Below are 18,846 nucleotides of genomic sequence, written 5' to 3' on the forward strand. Positions count from 1 at the left end.
AGCATTTAAACCACGGATGAACACGGATGGCTTCGGCTACCGCCTACGCTCTGCAACGACCTGAATGCATCTGTGCCCTCCGCGGTCAAAAAACCTGTCCGCCATAGCTCGCAGCACGACAAAGGATACCTCTCACTACCCAGCCATCAGCCATAAGCTATCAGCCACCAGCTACCAGGCCCCAGTAGTCTACCAGCCACCAGCACCTAGCACACCACCACCCAGCATCCAGCCCCCCTCTGCCCCTCCGTGTAGGCCGCGAGCTCGCTCGCGCTAGGCTGCCCCACAGCCCAACCTCCAGTCACCAACACCCAGCCACCGTCCACCCTGCCCCCAGTCCCCCAGCCTCCATTCCCCCAGCCCCAGTCCCCCAGCACCCATCCCCCACCCACCAGTCACCAGTCCACCAGCCTCCAGCACCCAGCCTCCAGCCACCAGCCCACCAGTCCCCAGCCCCCAGTCCCCCCAGCAATGAACGTCGCAGGCAAACCCACTCGCACCATCTGGCCGGCCGCCGACGGCGCCAGCGTTGAAATCATCGACCAAACGCGCCTGCCGCACCGCTATGAGATCGCCACCCTGCGCACGCTCGACGACGCCGCCCACGCCATCTCCGCCATGCTCGTGCGCGGCGCGCCCCTCATCGGCGCCACCGCCGCCTACGGCATGTGGCTCGCCCTTCGCGCCGATCCCTCCGACGCCGCCCTGACCCACGCCTACGACACCCTCTACGCCACCCGCCCCACCGCGGTGAACCTCCGCTGGGCCCTCGACCGCGTGCGCACCGCCGTCTCTCCGCTCACCCCGGCCGATCGCGCCGCCGCCACCCGCGACCTCGCCGCCGCCCTCTGCGACGAAGACGTCGCCATCAACCACGCCATCGGCCAGGCCGGCCTCGCCCTCATTCGCGACCTCGCCGCCACCAAACCCGCCGGCCAGCCCGTCAACATCCTCACCCACTGCAACGCCGGGTGGCTCGCCACCGTCGATTGGGGCACCGCCACCTCCCCCATTTACCAAGCCCACGATGCCGGCATCCCCGTGCACGTCTGGGTCGACGAAACCCGCCCGCGCAACCAAGGCTTCCACCTCACCGCCTGGGAACTGCTCAACCACGGCGTGCCCCACACCTGCATCGTCGACAACGCCGGCGGCCACCTCATGCAACACGGCCAGGTCGACCTCGTCATCGTCGGCACCGATCGCACCACCGCCACCGGCGACGTCTGCAACAAAATCGGCACCTACCTCAAAGCCCTCGCCGCCCACGACAACGGCGTCCCCTTCTACGTCGCCCTGCCCTCGCCCACCATCGACTGGACCGTGCGAGACGGCGTGCGCGAAATCCCCATCGAGGAACGCGGCGCACATGAAGTCACCCACGTCAGTGGACTCACCACCGATGGCGAAGTCGCGTCCCTCCAAATCCCGCCCACCGGCAGCCCGGCGGCCAACCCCGCCTTCGACGTCACCCCCGCCCGCCTCGTCACCGGTCTGCTCACCGAACGCGGCCTCTGCCCCGCCACCCACGCAGGCCTCGCCCAGCTCTTCCCGGACCACGCACAAATTTCGTAAACGTGGGTCTGCCAAGGAGGGCCGAAGCGAACCCTACGTCTTTAATCACGTCGCCTTTTCACGGCGGCCACCGCAACCAATCCCACCAGCCCCAGCCAAAGCGCCGTGGTCGCCGGTTCCGGCACGGCCGATGCACCGTAGATCGACACGTTGTCCAGCGACACCCAGCCCCACGCGCCTTGGTCCATATCGACCAGGTCCAAGGTGTAATAATCGCTGGTATTCACCAGCGACTGCAGCTGACCGGAGGTCCACATGACAGTCTGCTCATGCGTCGACGTATCCGTCATCGTGCTGGCGATCAGGTAAGCGCCGGTGGAGGCATTGCGCAGCAACAGCCCAGTGTATCCATCAACGGATGACGGCTGACTCAGAGCGGCATCCGCATCTGTGCTCGGCGCGCCATCCGTCGTGCCACTCCCACTACCCAGTTCAAACGTGATGGAGAACTCCGGCAGACTATTCACCTGAAACTCCGGCGAACGAATCAATAAAGCCGAGCTCTGCGCCCAGTCACGATGAGGACTGTTCCCATCGCTCACGCTGATGCCCGGACTTTCCAGACGAAGAAGATCCGATACCGGTTGATAACCGAAAGCCAACGGACCGGTGGTCGAGGTCAGCACATTGCTCCACCCCTCCAAATCAGTATCAAAAGTGTAGGTGATCGCCCGCGCTCGCAGACCACTCGTCCACGCCAAGCCGGCGAAAAGCGAAACCAGCAACCATGTCGCACTTCTATATACCAACATGAGCGGATTTATTATCCGCTCAATACGCACCGACAAAGCGTCTGTGGCCAAGCGGCCGCGAAATAAGTCCACATCATCCTTCGCATCAGGGCTTTCGGACACCCGCGCCTGATTCCTCCCGCCTCTCAACCGAGGACACTATCTCTTGCTGAGATAAACCTTACGCCAAACCCAACCAAACAAGACCGTCACCAACAGCGTCCCTACGATCGTGCCCAAAAGCTCGGGGGCCTGATTCCCACCGCGGGACAAATCGATGAAGCAGTAGCGAATCGTGAGGATCGTGCGCAAGGTGCCCGAAGCCACGACAAACCCAAGGAAAACGAGGAGGAGGATACGAAGAACAGGATTCATAAAAGATGCGTCACTTGAGTCCGCCCGGGTAATCCAACGCGCCAACGCAGAGCAACGATGCGCGTTGGCGAGGGCAACTGGATGCTCATTTTCTTCACTCTAAATCACCCGAAATAGTGCGGTTCCCAATGATGCGATGACAGCGACGAGGGAAATCAGGACTGCTCGGTTTTTCATTTTCACAGATTCCAGCGAGCGAGGTATCCAATGGTGGCCCATCGCCAAGCATGCTCCCAACGCTAGCAATCCAACACCAATGCAAATGGCCTCAAACCCTCCGTAATCATACATGCGGAATCGGATGCGCTGGGTGATGAAGGCCCTGATCGCGAGCGCGGCCAACGCGAGCGGAAATGCGGTGCCGGTCAGGAATCGACCGAAGGCAGTGTCGAGGAGATCCCGCGTCCAGATGCTCTTGGGTTTATCGTCCATACCTTGAAGATTAGGGCGTGTCTGGGCGGAGACGATTTGACGACCTCGCCGGCACCAGATCGTTCGAACTACTCTGCAAGCGACGCATAGAACTCAGGGGAAATGATACTTGCGCTGAAAAAGACGCAAAGCCCTAGAAGTGATATCCCAAGCGGCTTAGCAGTGTCCTTCAGATTTAAGATGCAGAAGGCAATTAATCCGATGGGAGGAGCAACGATACAGAAGACAAACCACGCTAGTCCCTTTCGAAAAATGGCGATGTAGATCGCGATGCATGCCCAAAACATGATGAGGCCTCCCGCTAACGCCAAAATCGCTGCAAATAGATCCTTCATTTCTAAAATTTGAACTCAGCTGCGGCGGGCCGAGCCCCACGTTGGCATCGGCGGCTGGATAACCTCTTTCATAATTTGGAAACCTCCCAACGACCGGTGTAGGAGGAGAAAGTCTCACCGGTGATGAAAACACCTCTGGTGACGAAGAATCCGTCGGCCAACGGTAGATACCGAACCGAGTCTCCCGCAATCCAAGCGACCACTTGCTCGGAAGTGTCGAAAGGCTGCATAGCCGCTGCCGACTCGGGAAAGATGCCGTCACTTCGACGGAATTCCTCCGCACGAACCACCAACCGCATCGACTCAGCGACCATAGCATACCGCATCAAGTCATCGCGGGCGAACCAGCCTGCGAAAAGAAACGATGAAACCGCTGCCAGGCTTCCGAATATCGGAAGTGCCTCTGACTTCTTCCTTCTCAGAAGGGCAAACAGGGTCGAGAACGCTCCGAAAACTATAGCGAGCAACGCGACCCCGAGGAAAACGATGCTCAGCAGAGGGTGCCAGGCTACTAAACCCACCAGAAAAGCAGTCGAGGCAACTGAGACGGCGATTAGGCAGCGAATTCCCGATGTCTTCATCTGACTAAGTCTCAGCTCAGCCGCGACGCGCATCAGCACCTCGTTCGCCGCGGCGGCTTGCCGTCGTTGGCTGCGACGACTGGGTAGCTTCATTTTCTGTCGGATGGATTTTCGTTCGAGTTCCCGTCTCTTCACCGACGATAAACAACGCCCCGGAATCCACCTCCAACCGGTGCATTTCCGGAATGGGCGGCATCGATCTGCTGGCTAACCGCCACGCACCTTCCTCGGCCGCGAAAACCCAGAAACCGATGTCCGGCACTCCTGATCCGAAAACCCGGAGAACGAGCACCTTCTCATCTCCCAGGTCGAAAACCTGAACCTCGCCTCCCGCGAACAAGGACTTCGCATAATCCTCCGCCTCAGCAGTCGTCCGAAAAAAGCACGGCTCCTCGTCGGCCGCCTCAGCACAAACACCAGCAGCGATCAAACATAGGGCTCTGAGCAACGCATTCATCAGTTCCTGCTATTTGAGGGACACTACACTAGCTCACGCTAGCGTAAACCTATTCGGGCTCGACTTCCTCATCATCTCAAGTCCTTCACACAAGAGTAGCTCGAAACTACACTGACCGGAAACGGTCGCCCCCCCTTTTGTTGATACGTGCTCCCTATTTCCAGTGCCATGAAAATACGTAATTCAAGTCCCGCCCGGTTCGCTCAAATGATGGCGAACCACATCGTGGCTTCAGCACCTCGATGCTGGTTTATATTCATCGTCTGCTGGGGTGGAATGGCTTTCACCCTACGCGTTGGAGCACAGGAATCCGTGGAGTTTTACGCCTCTGATTTTAGTGGCAGCGAGAATACTGCACTCCACGAATTCGATGGCTGGTCGACAAGCGACACCCAATCTACCGGCATTGTCGATTTCGAGGGAGACATCGGCCGCAAGGCCTATGTTGGTTATGTGCTCCCGGCCGGCCAGACTCAGGTTTGGGCAGGTCATACCGTGAACGGGGCCTCACCTGATGCTGGACGTCCGGTGCTGTCTGTCTCGCTGAATCTGGCCATTATTGACTCCTCAAACAGCCAATACGACTACTTCGACTTGGAGCTTTTCAACGGGAATGGGCGCCGACTCGCGTCTCTCAATTTCAGCAATTACGACCTTCACGTTTACGCCTACTCTCAGGCTTCGGGTTCGTTTGTCGACACCGGGGCCACCTTCGAAAACGGGCAATTTTACCAAGTCGAGCTTCTGTTCGATCCCGCCATCGACGTTTGGTCCGCGTTCATCGACGGCGTTCCCATCTGGGTCGATCAACCGCTGGTGGGCACCTCCGAGGTGGTTGCCTCCCCGGAAGCGTTTTACGCGACTTGGTATCCGCGGGACACCGAGTCGCCGGGGGATAATTTCCTCATCTTCGATGAGGTGAGCATGAAGACCCAGGTCAGGCAGACGGTGCCGGTCTTCACGGCTACGTCGCCAACGGTAGAGGTTCCACCGGGCTTTTCTCCACGGCTGGCAGTGGAGGCGACTGGAGGGCTCTTGAGCTACCAGTGGTATCAGGGGGAAAGCGGCGATACGTCTGCGCCGATCGCCGAGGCGACCGCGGCGGTTTTCTACACGCCGGCGATTGTCGAACCGGCTTCATTCTGGGTGCGGGTTTCGAACGCCGCGGGCACCAGCGACAGCGAGACCTTCGCCCTCGCCCCCACGACCGAACCCGGGCTGGTCCTGCTGGGAATCGGACGTAACGACCCGATCAGCTTCGGCGGGGGCGATCAGCAGTCCTATGACCAGCCCGTCGTTATCTCCACCGGACTGGCCAAAGTCGAAGCAGGCATGTCCCACAGTCTATTCCTGGGGACCGATGGCACGCTTTGGGCGGTGGGGGGGAACGATTACGGTCAATTTGGGGATGGCACCACCACCAAAAGGGATATTCCAATTCAGATCGCAAACGACGTGTCGTCCATGGCGGCTGGGAGCAACCACAGCCTGTTTGTGAAAACGGATGGCACACTCTGGGCGATGGGCTACAACGAATTCGGGCAGTTGGGCGATGGCACGCAGCAGGATCGCAATGTCCCAGTCCAAGTCGCCGATGACGTGGTGGCGGTGACCACGAACGTGTATCACAACCTGATTTTGAAATCAGACGGCTCGCTATGGGCTGTGGGCTTCAACAGTCTCGGGCAACTGGGTGACGGGACCTCCACGAATCGGTCCATCCCGGTGCAGATCGCAACGGACGTCGCTTCGATGGCGGCGTGCTACCAACACAGCGTGTTCGTGAAAACGGACGGCACTCTGTGGGGCATGGGCCAAAACGAATACTACCAATTGGGGGACGGCACGACCACGAGCCAAACCACCCCGGTTCAAATCGCGACCGGAGTCGCCATGGCCGACGTTGGAGACCGCCACACCATGTTTCTGAAACACGACGGCACGTTGTGGGGCATGGGCACCAACGAATTCGGCGAGCTGGGGGACGGCACCACCACGCCTCGTCCCACTCCGGTGCAGCTTGCGAGTGAGGTCAGCTTCGTAGATTCCGGGATCTACCACACTCTTTTCGTGAAAACGGACGGCACCCTGTGGGCCACCGGCTACAATGACTACGGTCAGCTGGGGGTCGGCGACAGCCAGGGCCGAAACGCCTTCGTGCCTGTAACCTCAATATCCGGCGTGCAGGCGATCTCGGCGGGCTACGAGCATACCCTGATGTTGCAATACCTCGCCATCACGACCCAGCCGTCAGACCAGTTTGTTGCCATCGGACAGGGGACGACGCTCACCGTTTCGACTGTCGGCACCGAACCGGATGCCCTCCACTATCAGTGGTATCGGGGAGAGAGCGGCGACATCAGCGATCCCGTGATCGGTGCGGTCGGATCGACACTGGACACCGGGCCCTTGGCGTTCACGACCTCGTATTGGGTGCGGGTGACCCACCCACAGGCGGTGGTCGACAGTCCCGCCGCCAACCTGACGACGGTCAGCACCCCGATGATCACGGCGCAACCCGAGGCAACGGAGGTCCTGCCAGGATTCGCGGCAACGCTAGTCGTAAACGCGACCGGCGAAGCATTGTCCTATCAGTGGTATGCTCGAGTGAGCGGTGACGTTTCGGCACCGGTGGAAGGCGCGACGACCGCGCATTTCGCCACGCCCGCAGTCACGAATCCGGTTTCCTACTGGGTCCGGGTATCAAACATAGCCGGAGAAGTCGCGAGCGTTGATGTGCAGGTAACTTCTCAGGCCACTCAAGGGTTCCGGCTGGAAGGCGCCGGGGGAGTCACAGTGGTGCAGCCGGGTGACGATACCTTTACCAATCAACTCTCCCCCGTGCATATCGCCGACGGAATTATCGGCGCGTCACCGGGACGAGGGCACGGACTGATGATCGACGGCGCGAATCGCTTATGGGCCTCCGGTTTCAACGACCACGGCCAACTCGGCGACGGGACCAACACCACCCGCCTTACGCCAGTAAAGGTGGCAGAGGGGGTCGTGAAGGCAGAAGCCAGCGACGGCTTCAGCTACTTTATGACCTTGGATGGCACCCTTTGGGCCATGGGAGAAAACAACAATGGACAATTGGGGGATGGCACTGCTGTCGCACGCAATCTTCCGGTTCCAGTCGCCAGCGATGTTTTATCCATCGCGAGTGGTGCTGATCATGGTTTGTTCATCAAAACGGACGGCACGCTTTGGGGGATGGGCTACAACTACTACGGGCAATTGGGGACAAGCACATCGTGGCGTTTACAATCCCCGATTCAGATTGCCTCCGATGTGGTTTCGGCGGCCGCCGGCGATACCCATACTCTGTTCATCAAGGCCGATGGCACACTTTGGGGAATGGGCGAAAACAATTTCGGCCAGCTGGGAGATGGCACGCAAACCGATCGGCATGAACCTGTCCAAATCGCGACCGATGTGGTTTCAGCAGACGCGGGTCACCACTTCAGTATGTTTATCACTTCGGACGGCCGACTCTGGGGCATGGGGTATAACTACCTTCATCAGCTGGGTGACGGCTCAACGAGCACTCGCATCACTCCGGTGCAGATCGCGACCGAAGTCGCTGCGGTATCCGTTAATGCAGATACGACGGTGTTTCTCAAAACCGATGGCACTTTCTGGGCGATCGGCAGTAACTACTCGGGCCAGTTTGGAAATGGAACGACCGAAGATGCCAGCACGCCTTTATTGGTGGCCACAGGACTATCCCAAGTGGTCACAGGATTTGGTCAAACTTGGCGATTCCGACCGCTTGCCCCAGACATCGCAGCGCAACCCGAGAATGCCTCAACAGTGGTGGGAAACCGCGTAATCCTCTCGGTCGAGGCCACCGGATCGGCGCTGTCCTATCAATGGCACCGCAATGGCGAAATTATCGCAGGCGCAACAGCACCTAGTCTCGTAATTGAGGAGGTGTCGCTAAGTGACGATGCCGATTACACCGTTATGATATCTAATGAGCTCGATACCGTGACCTCCGCGCCGGCTCACCTAACCGTGCAGGCACCGCCGGTGATCGAGACTCAGCCCATCGCACAGACCGTGGTGACGGGCAATAGCGCGACCCTGAGCGTCACGGCAAACGGTGTGCCCGCACCAAGTTACCAGTGGCGCAGAAACGGCGAAGCGATTGTCGGCGCAACGGCGGCAAGCTTGGTGATCGAGTCGGTATCGTTGAACGACGATGCCGACTACGACGTCATGGTCAGCAACGCGGTGAGCACCATCACTTCGGAGACAGTGCACCTGACCGTGCATACGCCCCCGGCGATCGAGACGCAGCCGCTCGGCCAAACGGTGGCGATTGGCGAAAACGTGACGCTGACCGTAGTGGCCAGCGGAGTGCCGGCGCCCGAGTATCAGTGGCGCCACGACGGCGAGCCGATCTCCGGAGCAACCGACTCCAGCTATACCATCGCCTCCGCGATGGCCGAAGATGCCGGGAGCTACGATGTAGTGGTGAGCAACCCGAAGGGAAGCGTGACCTCCGATGCGACCACTCTGGTCGTCATCGAGGCACCGGTCATTACCCAGCACCCTCAATCGCAGGCCGGGTTTGTTGGCCAGAGTTACACGTTCACGGTCACAGCTGAGGGGCCCGCTCCCCTGGCCTACCAATGGTTCAAGGACGATGGCGCAATCGCGGGGGCCACCTCCACGTCCTTCACTGTCAGCAGCACGAGCCTGGCAGATGCGGGGAACTACCGGGTGGAAGTCGCCAACTCGGCCGGATCGGTTTCGTCGGAAGCCGCCACCCTTTCACTCCTTTCCTTGTCCACCTCTCATGAAGTGCGGGGCTATGGCTATAGGGCTGGAGGCACCGTGATGATCGACAATACGATCACCTATGCTGGCCCTTTGTCCGGATTCGCTTGGTCAGTCATTCCACCGTCAAACTTGGACCAGTCCTGGACTTTTGCGGGGGACTCCAACGAGGAGGGAACGGTGGTTTCCCCGCGTCCGGGCGACACCGACTTGTTGGAATGGAGGTGGACCATCGCGCCAGCGAGTCCTTTTACATTTTCCTACTCTCTCCAAGTTCCCGAAGATGCCACCGGGGTGCAGTCCTTGATCGCCCTGGCAACGCTCAGCTTGGCAGATAATGTTTTGGACCAGGTGGCCATACCCGATCCGCTCCTGTTGCCTGAAGCGCCCGCAACTCACTCTGCCGACGTGAACGATGATTTTCTCCTGTCATTGTCCGAGCTCCTTCGCGTAATCGAACTCTACAACTATCGGAGCGGCACCACACGCACTGGCGAGTATCACCCCGATCCATCGACGGAGGATGGTTTCGCCCCAGCACCCCGTGAAAGTGTCCCCGAGCAACTCCACTCGGCTGACACCGACCGCGATGGTGCGCTCAGTCTCTCGGAGCTGCTTCGCGTGATTGAACTCTACAACCACCGCGAAGGCACCCAGCGCACCGGTGCCTATCATCCATCCCCCAGCACGGCGGACGGTTTTGCCGTTGGACCATCATCTTGACCGGTCTCGATCACCAATGCCGAAAACGGCTAGATCGGAACGAACCGAACTTCGGCAAATGCAAGCCCGGTAGCCTAAAGCTGGCTTGCTGAAACAAGGGTCTTCGCGTCGGTTGGGGTCGTGTCCAATTCATTTTTTCGTGAACAAATCATCGACACCTGCCTCGCTCTCGAGGCCCGTGGGCTCAACCAGGGCACCTCCGGCAATGTCTCCGTGCGCGACGAGGCCGGCACCGGTTTTTTCCTGACGCCCTCTTCCCTGCCCTACCACCAGATGACCCCCGACGACATCGTGCACGTCGATCTCGCGTCGGGCACCATCACCGGCACACGCAAGCCGTCCTCCGAATACCCCTTTCACCTCGCCATCCTTCGCGCCCGGCCCGACGCCCAAGCCGTCGTCCACACCCACAGCCAACACGCCACCGCGGTCGCTTGCCTGCGACGTGACCTGCCGGCGGTGCACTACCTCGTCGCCCTGTTCGGCGGCGCCCAGATCCGCTGCGCGCCCTACGCGACCTTCGGCACCGACGAACTCTCCGCCAACGTCGTCGCAGCCCTCAGCGACCGCCGGGCCGCGCTCATGGCCAACCACGGACTCGTCGTGATCGGTCGCAATCTCGACGAAGCCCTCGCGCTCACTGCCGAAGCCGAAACCCTCGCCAAACTCTACCTGCAAACCCTCGCCGCCGGCACGCCGCACATCCTGCCCGACGATGAAATGGCGCGCGTCGTCGACCGTTTCCGCGACTACGGCTACGGGCCAGTCGGAGGAATGAAGAAGGGTGAATAGTGAATGAATGGTGAGTGGTGAAGGTGGGGCGTGACCGCCGGGCGCGCGGATAGGTTCGCCGGGACGGGGAGGCAACGTGGGCTGTCGGGCGTAAAGCCCGACCCACATTTATGGAGAGGCACTTACCGTGTCTGGCGAGACCGAGAGGCAATGGAGCGCGAGCAAGTTAAACCGCAGATGGCGGCGCCAAAGGCGACCAAGGCTCGCCCCCCTACCTTCCCCCGCCCCGCCTTCAGGGTCCTCCGCGAGTTTCGTGTGCCCCTCCCCTACCGCTTTCACCCTTCACCATTCACCACTCACCATTCCCCATTCGTTATGGAATCCGTAGTTCTTGGCCGGGGCGCAGGGCGTTGGCTTCGCTGAGCAACTCGCGGTTGGCCTCATAGATTTCCCGCCAACGCGTGGGCGTGCCGTAGTAGCGCAAACTGATGCGCGACAGTGAGTCGCCCTCCACCACAATGTGCGTGCGCGGCACTGCGGCCGTTGCTGTCGCCGGCGGCGTGGCCGTGGTGGTCACCACCGTCGAGCGCCCTGCTGTCACCGTCGTGGGCCCCGCGTTGGGGTTCAACACCCGGGCCGCGGCGGCGATCTGGTCCAACGTGTTTTGCGCCTGCCGCAAACGCCCCGCGAGCGCTGCGTTCTCGCGCTGTGCCTGCGCGAGGCGGGCTTCCTGCGTCTGCCGTTCGTTGGTCAGCGCTTCCTGCAGCCGCAGGTTGGCCGAACGATGCGTCACCAGTTCCTGCTCCGCTTCGCGCACGCGCGCCGCGAGCTCGGCGACCTGATCGCTGTCGGCCGTCGCTTCGGCCACCGCCCGCTCGAGGCTGGCGATGCGCGAACGCGCGCCGTTGAGCTCGTTACGCACGCTCGCCAATTCTTCCACGCCTTCCTCCGCCCGCGCGGTCAGCGTATCCTCGTTGGCCTGCAAACGAGCAATCACGTCGTTCAAACGCGCTCGCTCGGCGGTCCATTCGGCCACCGCGCTCGACGCCTGTTCCTGCGCCGCCGCCTCAGCCGCCGCGACCTGCTCGGCCAGGGCTGCGTTCTCGCGGCTCAAAGAATCATAGGCCCCCCGCAGCGCCGCCAAATCTGCCCGCACGTCCTCAAGCGCGGTCGCCGACGCGGTGAGTGTGTCAACGCGATCGGCCAAGGTCGCGCGTTCCGCCTGCGCCGCCGTCAAGTCGGACGCCAACGCATCGGCGCGTCGACTTGCCTCGGTCCGCTCGGTGAGGGCGGTGGCGACCTGTTGCTGCAGTTCGGCCTGCGCGGCGAGCAGTTCGTCGTTGTTGCTCGCCAGCGTGTTCACCTGGTCACGGTAAGCCTGCGCCTCCGCCAGCTGCGTATTCAAATTCTCGATGCGAGCCGTGAGCGCCTGCCGGGTCTGTTGCCAATCGGCTGGCGGCTTCGGCGCCGCCTGCGCCTCGCTGAGCGCAGTTTGCAACGCGAGGTTCTCCGCCCGCAACTCGGCATCGGCATTCACCAGTTCGGCGACTTCACGTTCGAGATCGGCCAAACGGCCCTGCGCCGCCTCCTCGTCCATCTCGCGGGTGGCGAGCAGGGCGCGATTGGCGTCGGTGAGCGACTTCGCGGTCTCTCGGGCGCGCTGCAACTGCACGGTGAGCGCCGCAAACTCCCGGGCTGCCGCCGCCCGTTCCTCGGCCATCTGTTCTTCGACTTGCTGCACGCGGCCTTGCAGCGTCGCGACTTCCATTTCGAGCGCCGGGTTCATGCCGGCTTCCTCGACCGCTGCAGCCTGGGCGGCCAGCGCCGCCGCAACCGCCTTTTCAGACGCCTCCAGGTCGCCCTGCAGGCGCAGATTCTCCCCCGTCAGCTCGGCGATGGTCGCGTTGTTTTCGTCCAACTTGGACTGAATACCGGCCAGCTCGTCGGCCAACTGACTGGCCTCGTTCACCGCGTAATCGCGCGCTGTCACCAGTCCGGCGATACGTTCCGACTGTTGATCCGCATCGGTCAACAAACGTTCGGCGGACGCAAGTTGTTCCCGCAGGCGTTCGTTCTGCGTGCGCAGCTGACGCGCCTCGGTCTCCGCCGCCACCTTGGCCGACGCCACGGTGTCCAAATCCCCCACCCGGCTGCGCGCCAACTGCAGCTCATCCTGCAGACTCGCGATCACCCCGCGGGCTTGCGCCAGCGAGTCGCGTGTCGCCGCCAACTCACCGGCCGCATCCGTCGCCGCCGCCAGTTGGATATTGAGCGTCGCCACCTCGGACTGCCACGCCTCCGCCGCTTCATTCGACGCCAACAACTCTGCCTGCAACGCCGCCAACTGGTCGCGCAGCGCCACGTTGGCTTCGCTGGTGTTATCCGCGGCAGCGAGCTCGGTCCGCAGCATGCCCAATTCCTCCTGCAGCGCCTGGACACGTTCCTCGCTTTCGGACAACGCGGTGCGGACCGTCACTACTTCGCCAGCGTCCTCCCGCGCAGCTTCAAGTTGAGTCAACAAGCGGTTCGCTTCCGCCTCCCAGCGTTCGGCATCGCCGGTTACCCCGGTCAATTGCGTCTCCAGCGCGGCCAGCTGATCGCGCATCGCGGCGTTGGTCGACTGCACCTCGGCGGTGTCGGCCAATTGTTCCCGCGCCTGCGTAAGCTCGCGCCGGAAGCTCGCCACGTCCTGCTCCCGCTGGGCCAAGGACGCACGGGCAGTCGCCAACTCCGCGCTCATCGCGTCAGCCGACTCAAGTTGCGCGGTCAACGTTTCCGACTCGCGCTGCCAACGCTGCGCTTCGTCCGTCGCCGACGCCAACAGCGATTCCAACGTCGCGACCTGATCGCGCAGCGCAGCATCGTCGGCCAAGCCACTCTCGGTCGCCGCCAGCCGCGCCCGCACCTGGGCCAACTCGGCGTCGAGCGACTCGGCCCGTTGCTGACTTTGCGCGAGCGACGCGCGCACCGTCGCCAGCTCGGCGACCGTGGCTTCAGCCGACTCCAACTGATTCGACAAACGATTTCGCTCATCGGTCGCCTCCGCTAAGCGCGACTCCAGCGAGGCGATCTGGTCCTGCAGCTCGGCATTGTTCGCCTGCACTTCGCCCGCATCGGCGAGCCGAGCCCGCACTTGGGCCAACTCGGCGTCGAGCGACTCGGCCCGTTGCTGACTTTGCGCGAGCGACGCGCGCACCGTCGCCAGCTCGGCGACCGTGGCTTCAGCCGACTCCAACTGATTCGACAAACGATTTCGCTCATCGGTCGCCTCCGCTAAGCGCGACTCCAGCGAGGCGATCTGGTCCTGCAGCTCGGCATTGTTCGCCTGCACTTCGCCCGCATCGGCGAGCCGCGCCCGAACTTGGGCCAACTCGGCGTCGAGCGACTCGGCCCGCTGCTGGCTTTGCGCGAGCGACGCGCGCACCGTCGCCAGTTCGGCGACCGTGCTTTCGGCCGACTCCAGCTGATTTGCCAGAAGGTTCCGCTCGTCGGCCGCTACCTCCAGGCGGGCCTCCAACGCCGCAACCTGCGCGGTCAAATCGCTGTTCGAGGTTTCAAGCTGCTGCGCCCGAGCGCCAGCTTCGCGCGCCTCCGCGAGCTGTGTCTCCAACCTTTCGATACGGCGAAGGCTTTGCGCGTAAGAGTTTTCCACCCGCCCCAATTCGTCCACTTCCTCTGCCGCCGTCTGCGCTTCCACGCGCCACTGTTCTACCTGCTCACGCGCGGTGGCCAACTGATCCACCAAGTTATCCCGCTCCGCGGCCAACGCGGCCAATTGGGTCGAGGCGGTGTTTTGGCTGCGGGTCACCTCGGCTTCGAGCGTGGCGTAACGTTCCAGCAAATCCTCGTGCTCGGTGGTGAGTCCGGAAAGTGCCTGCCGGGTTTCGGCCAGACTCGTGGCCAAGCTTTCCCGCTCCGCCTGGGTGTCGGCGAGACGAGCTTGGACTTGGTTAAGTTCCTGATTGGCGGTCTCCAGTGCGGCCACCCGTTCGGCGAGCTCGCCCGACAGGCGATTGGCTTCGCGTTGGGTCTCGACGGTTTCGGTGCGCGCTTCGGCCAACTCCACCCGTAGGTTCGCGGCCGTGGCGTCCAGATCGGCGGCCCGCGCCAACGCGGTCTGCAAGCGGGCGATTTCGGTGGCGTCACTCTCGGTCTGCGCGGTCAAATCCGCGACGGCCGCCTCGCGGTCGCGCAGGGCATCTTCCAACGAAGTCACGCGCGCTGCGCTTTCCTGCAAACTTTCCAGTTGGGCAGCGGTGGCGGTTTGGAAATCGGCGCGCTCGGTATTGGCTCTCGACTGCAGCGCGGCCAACTCACCACGCACCTGCTGGAGTTGCACGTCGGCCTTGCTGGCGAGGTCGCGCCACAGGGCGGCGTCGGCGGCGGCGGCCCGAGCCTCGGTCAACGCGGTCTCCAACTCGCCCACCTGCGCCTGCGTCGCCGTGAGGGTCGCGTTGAGTTGTTGCTCACTCGCTTGGAGCGTGGCGAGAGAGTCCTCACGCTCAGCCGTGGTCGCTTGCAAACCGGCCACCGCAGTCCGCGCCGCAGAGAGCTGTTCATCCAAGGTGGCAACGCGCTCCACCGCCACCTTCAGCGCGGCCTCGGTCTCGGTTTGGCGGGCGAGTGCCGTGCGCAGTTCGTCGAGTTCGCGATCCCGACCGGAGAGCGTTTCCTGCAAGTCGCTGACCTGGACCTGCAGAGCGGCCAGCTGCTCGGCCTCCGCCTCCGCAGCGGCCAGGCGGGCCGACAATTGCAAACGATCATCAGCCGCCTCGTCCTGCATCTTTAACGCGAGGGTGATTCGTCTTTCGGCGTTGGAAAGATCGGCCGTCAGCGATGCGTTTTCCTCCCGCATTCCGGCCAAGTCCGCCGCCAGCGCGGTCGCGCGATCCTCGGTTTCCGTCAAAGTCGTGCGCAGGGTTTCGGCTTCGGCGAGTTGGGCCTGCAAGCTTGTGATCTGATCGGCGGCGGTGGCGGCGGTTTGTTCGGCCGCGGCCAAATCGGCGAGGAGTGTGTCCCGCACGTTCTGCATCTCAGCCAAGTCACTGGCCAAGGTCGCGGCACGAGTGTTGGCCTCTTCGAGGTCCGATGCCCAGATGGCTTCGTTGGCGAGCCGGGCGTTTAACTCAGTCAGTTCCGCGTTGCGTTCACGCACAACTTCGGCGCGGCGCTCGGCGATATTCTGCGCCTCCTCGAGCTGCGTGCGCAGACGGTTGAACTCGGCCTGCAACGTTGCGACTTGTTCGGCGTCGCTCTCGCGACGACTCTGCTCGCGGGCGGACTCGGCCCGCGCAGCTTGCAATTCGGCCTGCAGGGCGACGACGCGTTGATTGGCCTCTTCCAAATCAGAGGCCCAGATCGCCTCCTGGGCGACACGGCTTTCCAGCTCGGTGATTTGATCCGCGCTGGCGGCCAGCGCGGCGGCGCGTTCAGTGGCCAAAGTCTCCGCTGAGGTCAGGGCCTGTTGCGCGGCGTCAAGTTGACTTTGCAAGGCGACCACCGCGGCCCGCTGCGTCTCGCTCGTCTGCGCCGCGGCGGTCATCGCGCGCTGCAGTTGCGTTTCGAGTTCGGCCACGCGTTGCGTCGCGGTGGCGAGTTCGGCCGCGGCAGACTCAGCGGCAGTGAGACGGGCGGTGAGCGTCGCCACCTGTTCGCCCTGAGCGGCCAGTTCGTCGCGCAGGGTTTCGTTGCGCTCGGCGGCTTCGGCTTGAGCGGCTTGCGCCGCGTTTAAGTCGGCTTCGAGGGCAGCGACTGCGTTTCGTTGCGCGTCGGTGCTTTGCGCCGCGGCGGTCATCGCGCGCTGCAGTTGCGTTTCGAGTTCGGCCACGCGCTGGGTCGCCGTAGCAAGTTCGGCCGCGGCCGACTCGGCGGCGGCGAGACTTGCGGTGAGGGTCGCCACCTGTTCGCCCTGAGCGGCCAGTTCATCGCGCAGGGTTTCGTTGCGCTGGGCGGCTTCGGCTTGGGCGGTTTGCGCCGCGCTCAAGTCGGCTTCGAGGGCGGCGACTACGTTTTGTTGCGCGTCGGTGCGCTGCGCCGCGGCGATCGTGGCGCGCTGCAGTTGCGTTTCGAGTTCGGCCACGCGCTGGGTCGCCGTAGCAAGTTCGGCCGCGGCTGACTCGGCGGCAGCGAGACGTGCGGTGAGGGTTTCGACCTGCTCACGTTGGGCGGCCAGTTGTGTCCGCAGGGTTTCGCTGGCGGCGGCGTCCTGCTGCAAATTGGCCACCTGAGACTCGAGGGGCTCCAGGCGGGCGATCCGACTGCGTAGCGTGCCCAACTCCGTGGTGAGCGACGCGAGTTCGGCATCGGCCTGCTCCGATCGCGCCCGCGCTTCACGCAGGGCGGCGGCGAGCTCCCGGGCTTGCTCGGCGTTGCTGGTTTCGGCGGCGCGCGCGATGTCGAGCGCCGTAGCCAATTCGGCCGCCTGCTCGCTGGATTGGCGCAACGCGCTCACTTCGTCGCGTAGGGCGGCCAGTTCCGTGCTCGCAGCGGTGAGCTGCGTCGACGTTTCTTCGCCGGCCTGTCGCAGCGCCGCGATTTCGGCGTCGCGGGCGGTCAGTTCGGCCGAGAGTTCGGCGGAATCGGTTGCTCCATTCCGGGCTTCCGCCAAGGCTGTATCGGTTTCCCGAATACGCTGGGTAAGTCGACCGTTCTCCGCTTCGAGTTCAGTGAGCCGGGCGTTGAGACCGTCGATGTTGCCGAGGGCGTTTTCGAGGGTGTCGACCCGTTGACGGGCCTGCACCAAATCGCTCTGCAGGGACACGATTTGATCACGGGCGTTGTCGAGTTCCGCGGCGGCGGCGGAGTCATCACCGACGGATGCACTGGCGCCGCTGTTGGCGCGGCGTTCGGCCTGGCGCAGGCGACGCCCCATGGCACTGAGCTCGAGGGTGGCGCGTTTCACCTCGGCATTCAGCACGCGGTTGTCCTCGGCGGCGGTGCGCAGGAGCGCGGCGGCTTGTTCGAGCACCCGGCGGGTGGCGTCGTCGGACGGCGAGACGTCGAGGAGCTTATCCGCCACGCTGGCGATGTGAGCCGGAGCCGCCGCGTCGTTGTCCACCGGGGCCATGGCCTGCACGACCCGTTGCTCCAGTTCGTATTTCTGGCGGGAAAGGTTTTGGTTGGCCGAGACGAGGCCGGAGTTCTCGCGTTGAAGCCGTTGCACTTCGGCCTCCAGCGCGATGAGACGGGACTCGAGGACGGGGTCGTCGCCACCGGCTGTGGCCGGCGCCGGGGACGACGCCACGGCAGTCGCCGGGCCGAGCCCGAGGCGGTTGCGCAGAGCGCTGAGTTTGACGTCGGCGGCCGCCTTTTGCACGCGATCCAGTCGCCGCAACACCATGTCGCGGGCGCGCGGATCGGCGCCGTTGTCGGCGGCGAGCATCAGCCACGGGTAGGCCTCGACAAGGCTCTGCGGCAGCCCGCCGCGACCTTCCGCATACATGATGCCGAGGTTGTTCTGGGCGGGACCATAATTCTGCTCGGCGGCCTGGCGGTAGAGTTCGACGGCAGCGGCATCGTCGCGCGCCACGCCGCGGCCTTCTTCGTGAAGCAGAGCGAGGTTGTGGGCGGCTTGGACCGAGCCCTTGGCGATCGCCTGGCGATACCACTTGGCGGCTTCGGCGGGATCGGCCTGCACGCCCTCCCCTTTTTCGTAGTGCAAGCCGAGGTGCAGCATCGCCTCGGGCAGACCGTTCTCGGCCGCTTGCCGAAACCACAGCACCGCTTCCAAGGTGTCCTGCCGCACACCGATGCCGCGGGCATACATGTTGCCCACGTTGAACTGGGCTTCGACAAAACCGAGATCGGCCGAGCGGCGGTAGAACTGAAAGGCTTTACTGAGATCGGCCGGCACGCCTCGACCCAGCTCATGCACCAGACCGAGGTTAAACGCGGCCACCGCATCACCGCGAGCGGCGGCTTGTTCGTAGGCGGCCAGACCGGCGGCGAAGTCTTGGTCGACGCCATCGCCGTTCATGTAGGCGTTGCCCAGGAGTGTCAGCGCACTTACGTCGCCCGCCTCAGCGCGCTCGCGCAGGGTCGCAACATCAACCTGTGCGCTCAGCGAACCGGCTGCCCACAGCACCGACGCCACCCACAAACCGCGCGGCAAGATGCGGCGT

The 18,846-nt window shown here is 63.1% G+C and carries 9 protein-coding genes; 3 read left to right on the forward strand and 6 right to left on the reverse strand.

The window, feature by feature from the left end:
- The first annotated feature begins 471 nt into the window (after positions 1-471).
- Positions 472-1,575: an S-methyl-5-thioribose-1-phosphate isomerase gene (gene mtnA / locus K1X11_RS07410; protein ID WP_221031098.1), complete on the forward strand. Its 1,104-nt coding sequence runs from the start codon at positions 472-474 to the stop codon at positions 1,573-1,575.
- Positions 1,576-1,616: 41 nt separating this feature from the next.
- On the opposite strand, the gene K1X11_RS07415 is transcribed toward mtnA, so the two are convergent.
- From K1X11_RS07415 to K1X11_RS07435, 5 genes are all read right to left on the reverse strand, one after another.
- The gene (locus K1X11_RS07415) at positions 1,617-2,378 is read right to left on the reverse strand and encodes a PEP-CTERM sorting domain-containing protein (protein WP_221031099.1); all 762 of its coding nucleotides are present in this window, start codon (positions 2,376-2,378) and stop codon (positions 1,617-1,619) included.
- A gap of 87 nt (positions 2,379-2,465) precedes the next feature.
- Entirely contained in the window at positions 2,466-2,681 is a 216-nt protein-coding gene (locus K1X11_RS07420; RefSeq protein WP_221031100.1) for a hypothetical protein, read from the reverse strand.
- A 99-nt stretch (positions 2,682-2,780) separates the two neighbouring features.
- The gene (locus K1X11_RS07425; protein ID WP_221031101.1) at positions 2,781-3,113 is read right to left on the reverse strand and encodes a hypothetical protein; all 333 of its coding nucleotides are present in this window, start codon (positions 3,111-3,113) and stop codon (positions 2,781-2,783) included.
- A 403-nt stretch (positions 3,114-3,516) separates the two neighbouring features.
- Positions 3,517-4,029 carry a DUF502 domain-containing protein gene (locus K1X11_RS07430; protein ID WP_221031102.1) on the reverse strand — a complete coding sequence of 171 codons (513 nt, stop codon included), beginning with the start codon at positions 4,027-4,029 and terminating at the stop codon, positions 3,517-3,519.
- Between the two features lie 16 nt (positions 4,030-4,045).
- Positions 4,046-4,486 (reverse strand): hypothetical protein, encoded by a 441-nt coding sequence (locus tag K1X11_RS07435; RefSeq protein ID WP_221031103.1) that lies wholly within the window; start codon positions 4,484-4,486, stop codon positions 4,046-4,048.
- 168 nt (positions 4,487-4,654) lie between these two features.
- Between K1X11_RS07435 and K1X11_RS07440 the strand changes: the two genes are divergently transcribed.
- Positions 4,655-9,994 (forward strand): RCC1 domain-containing protein, encoded by a 5,340-nt coding sequence (locus K1X11_RS07440; protein WP_221031104.1) that lies wholly within the window; start codon positions 4,655-4,657, stop codon positions 9,992-9,994.
- A gap of 120 nt (positions 9,995-10,114) precedes the next feature.
- Entirely contained in the window at positions 10,115-10,786 is a 672-nt protein-coding gene (locus K1X11_RS07445; protein ID WP_221031105.1) for a class II aldolase/adducin family protein, read from the forward strand.
- 313 nt (positions 10,787-11,099) lie between these two features.
- Here K1X11_RS07445 and K1X11_RS07450 read toward each other — a convergent pair whose 3' ends face one another.
- The gene (locus tag K1X11_RS07450; RefSeq protein ID WP_324726135.1) at positions 11,100-18,836 is read right to left on the reverse strand and encodes a LysM peptidoglycan-binding domain-containing protein; all 7,737 of its coding nucleotides are present in this window, start codon (positions 18,834-18,836) and stop codon (positions 11,100-11,102) included.
- Positions 18,837-18,846: the final 10 nt, after the last annotated feature.

This window comes from Actomonas aquatica, from assembly GCF_019679435.2.
Taxonomy (GTDB): domain Bacteria; phylum Verrucomicrobiota; class Verrucomicrobiia; order Opitutales; family Opitutaceae; genus Actomonas; species Actomonas aquatica.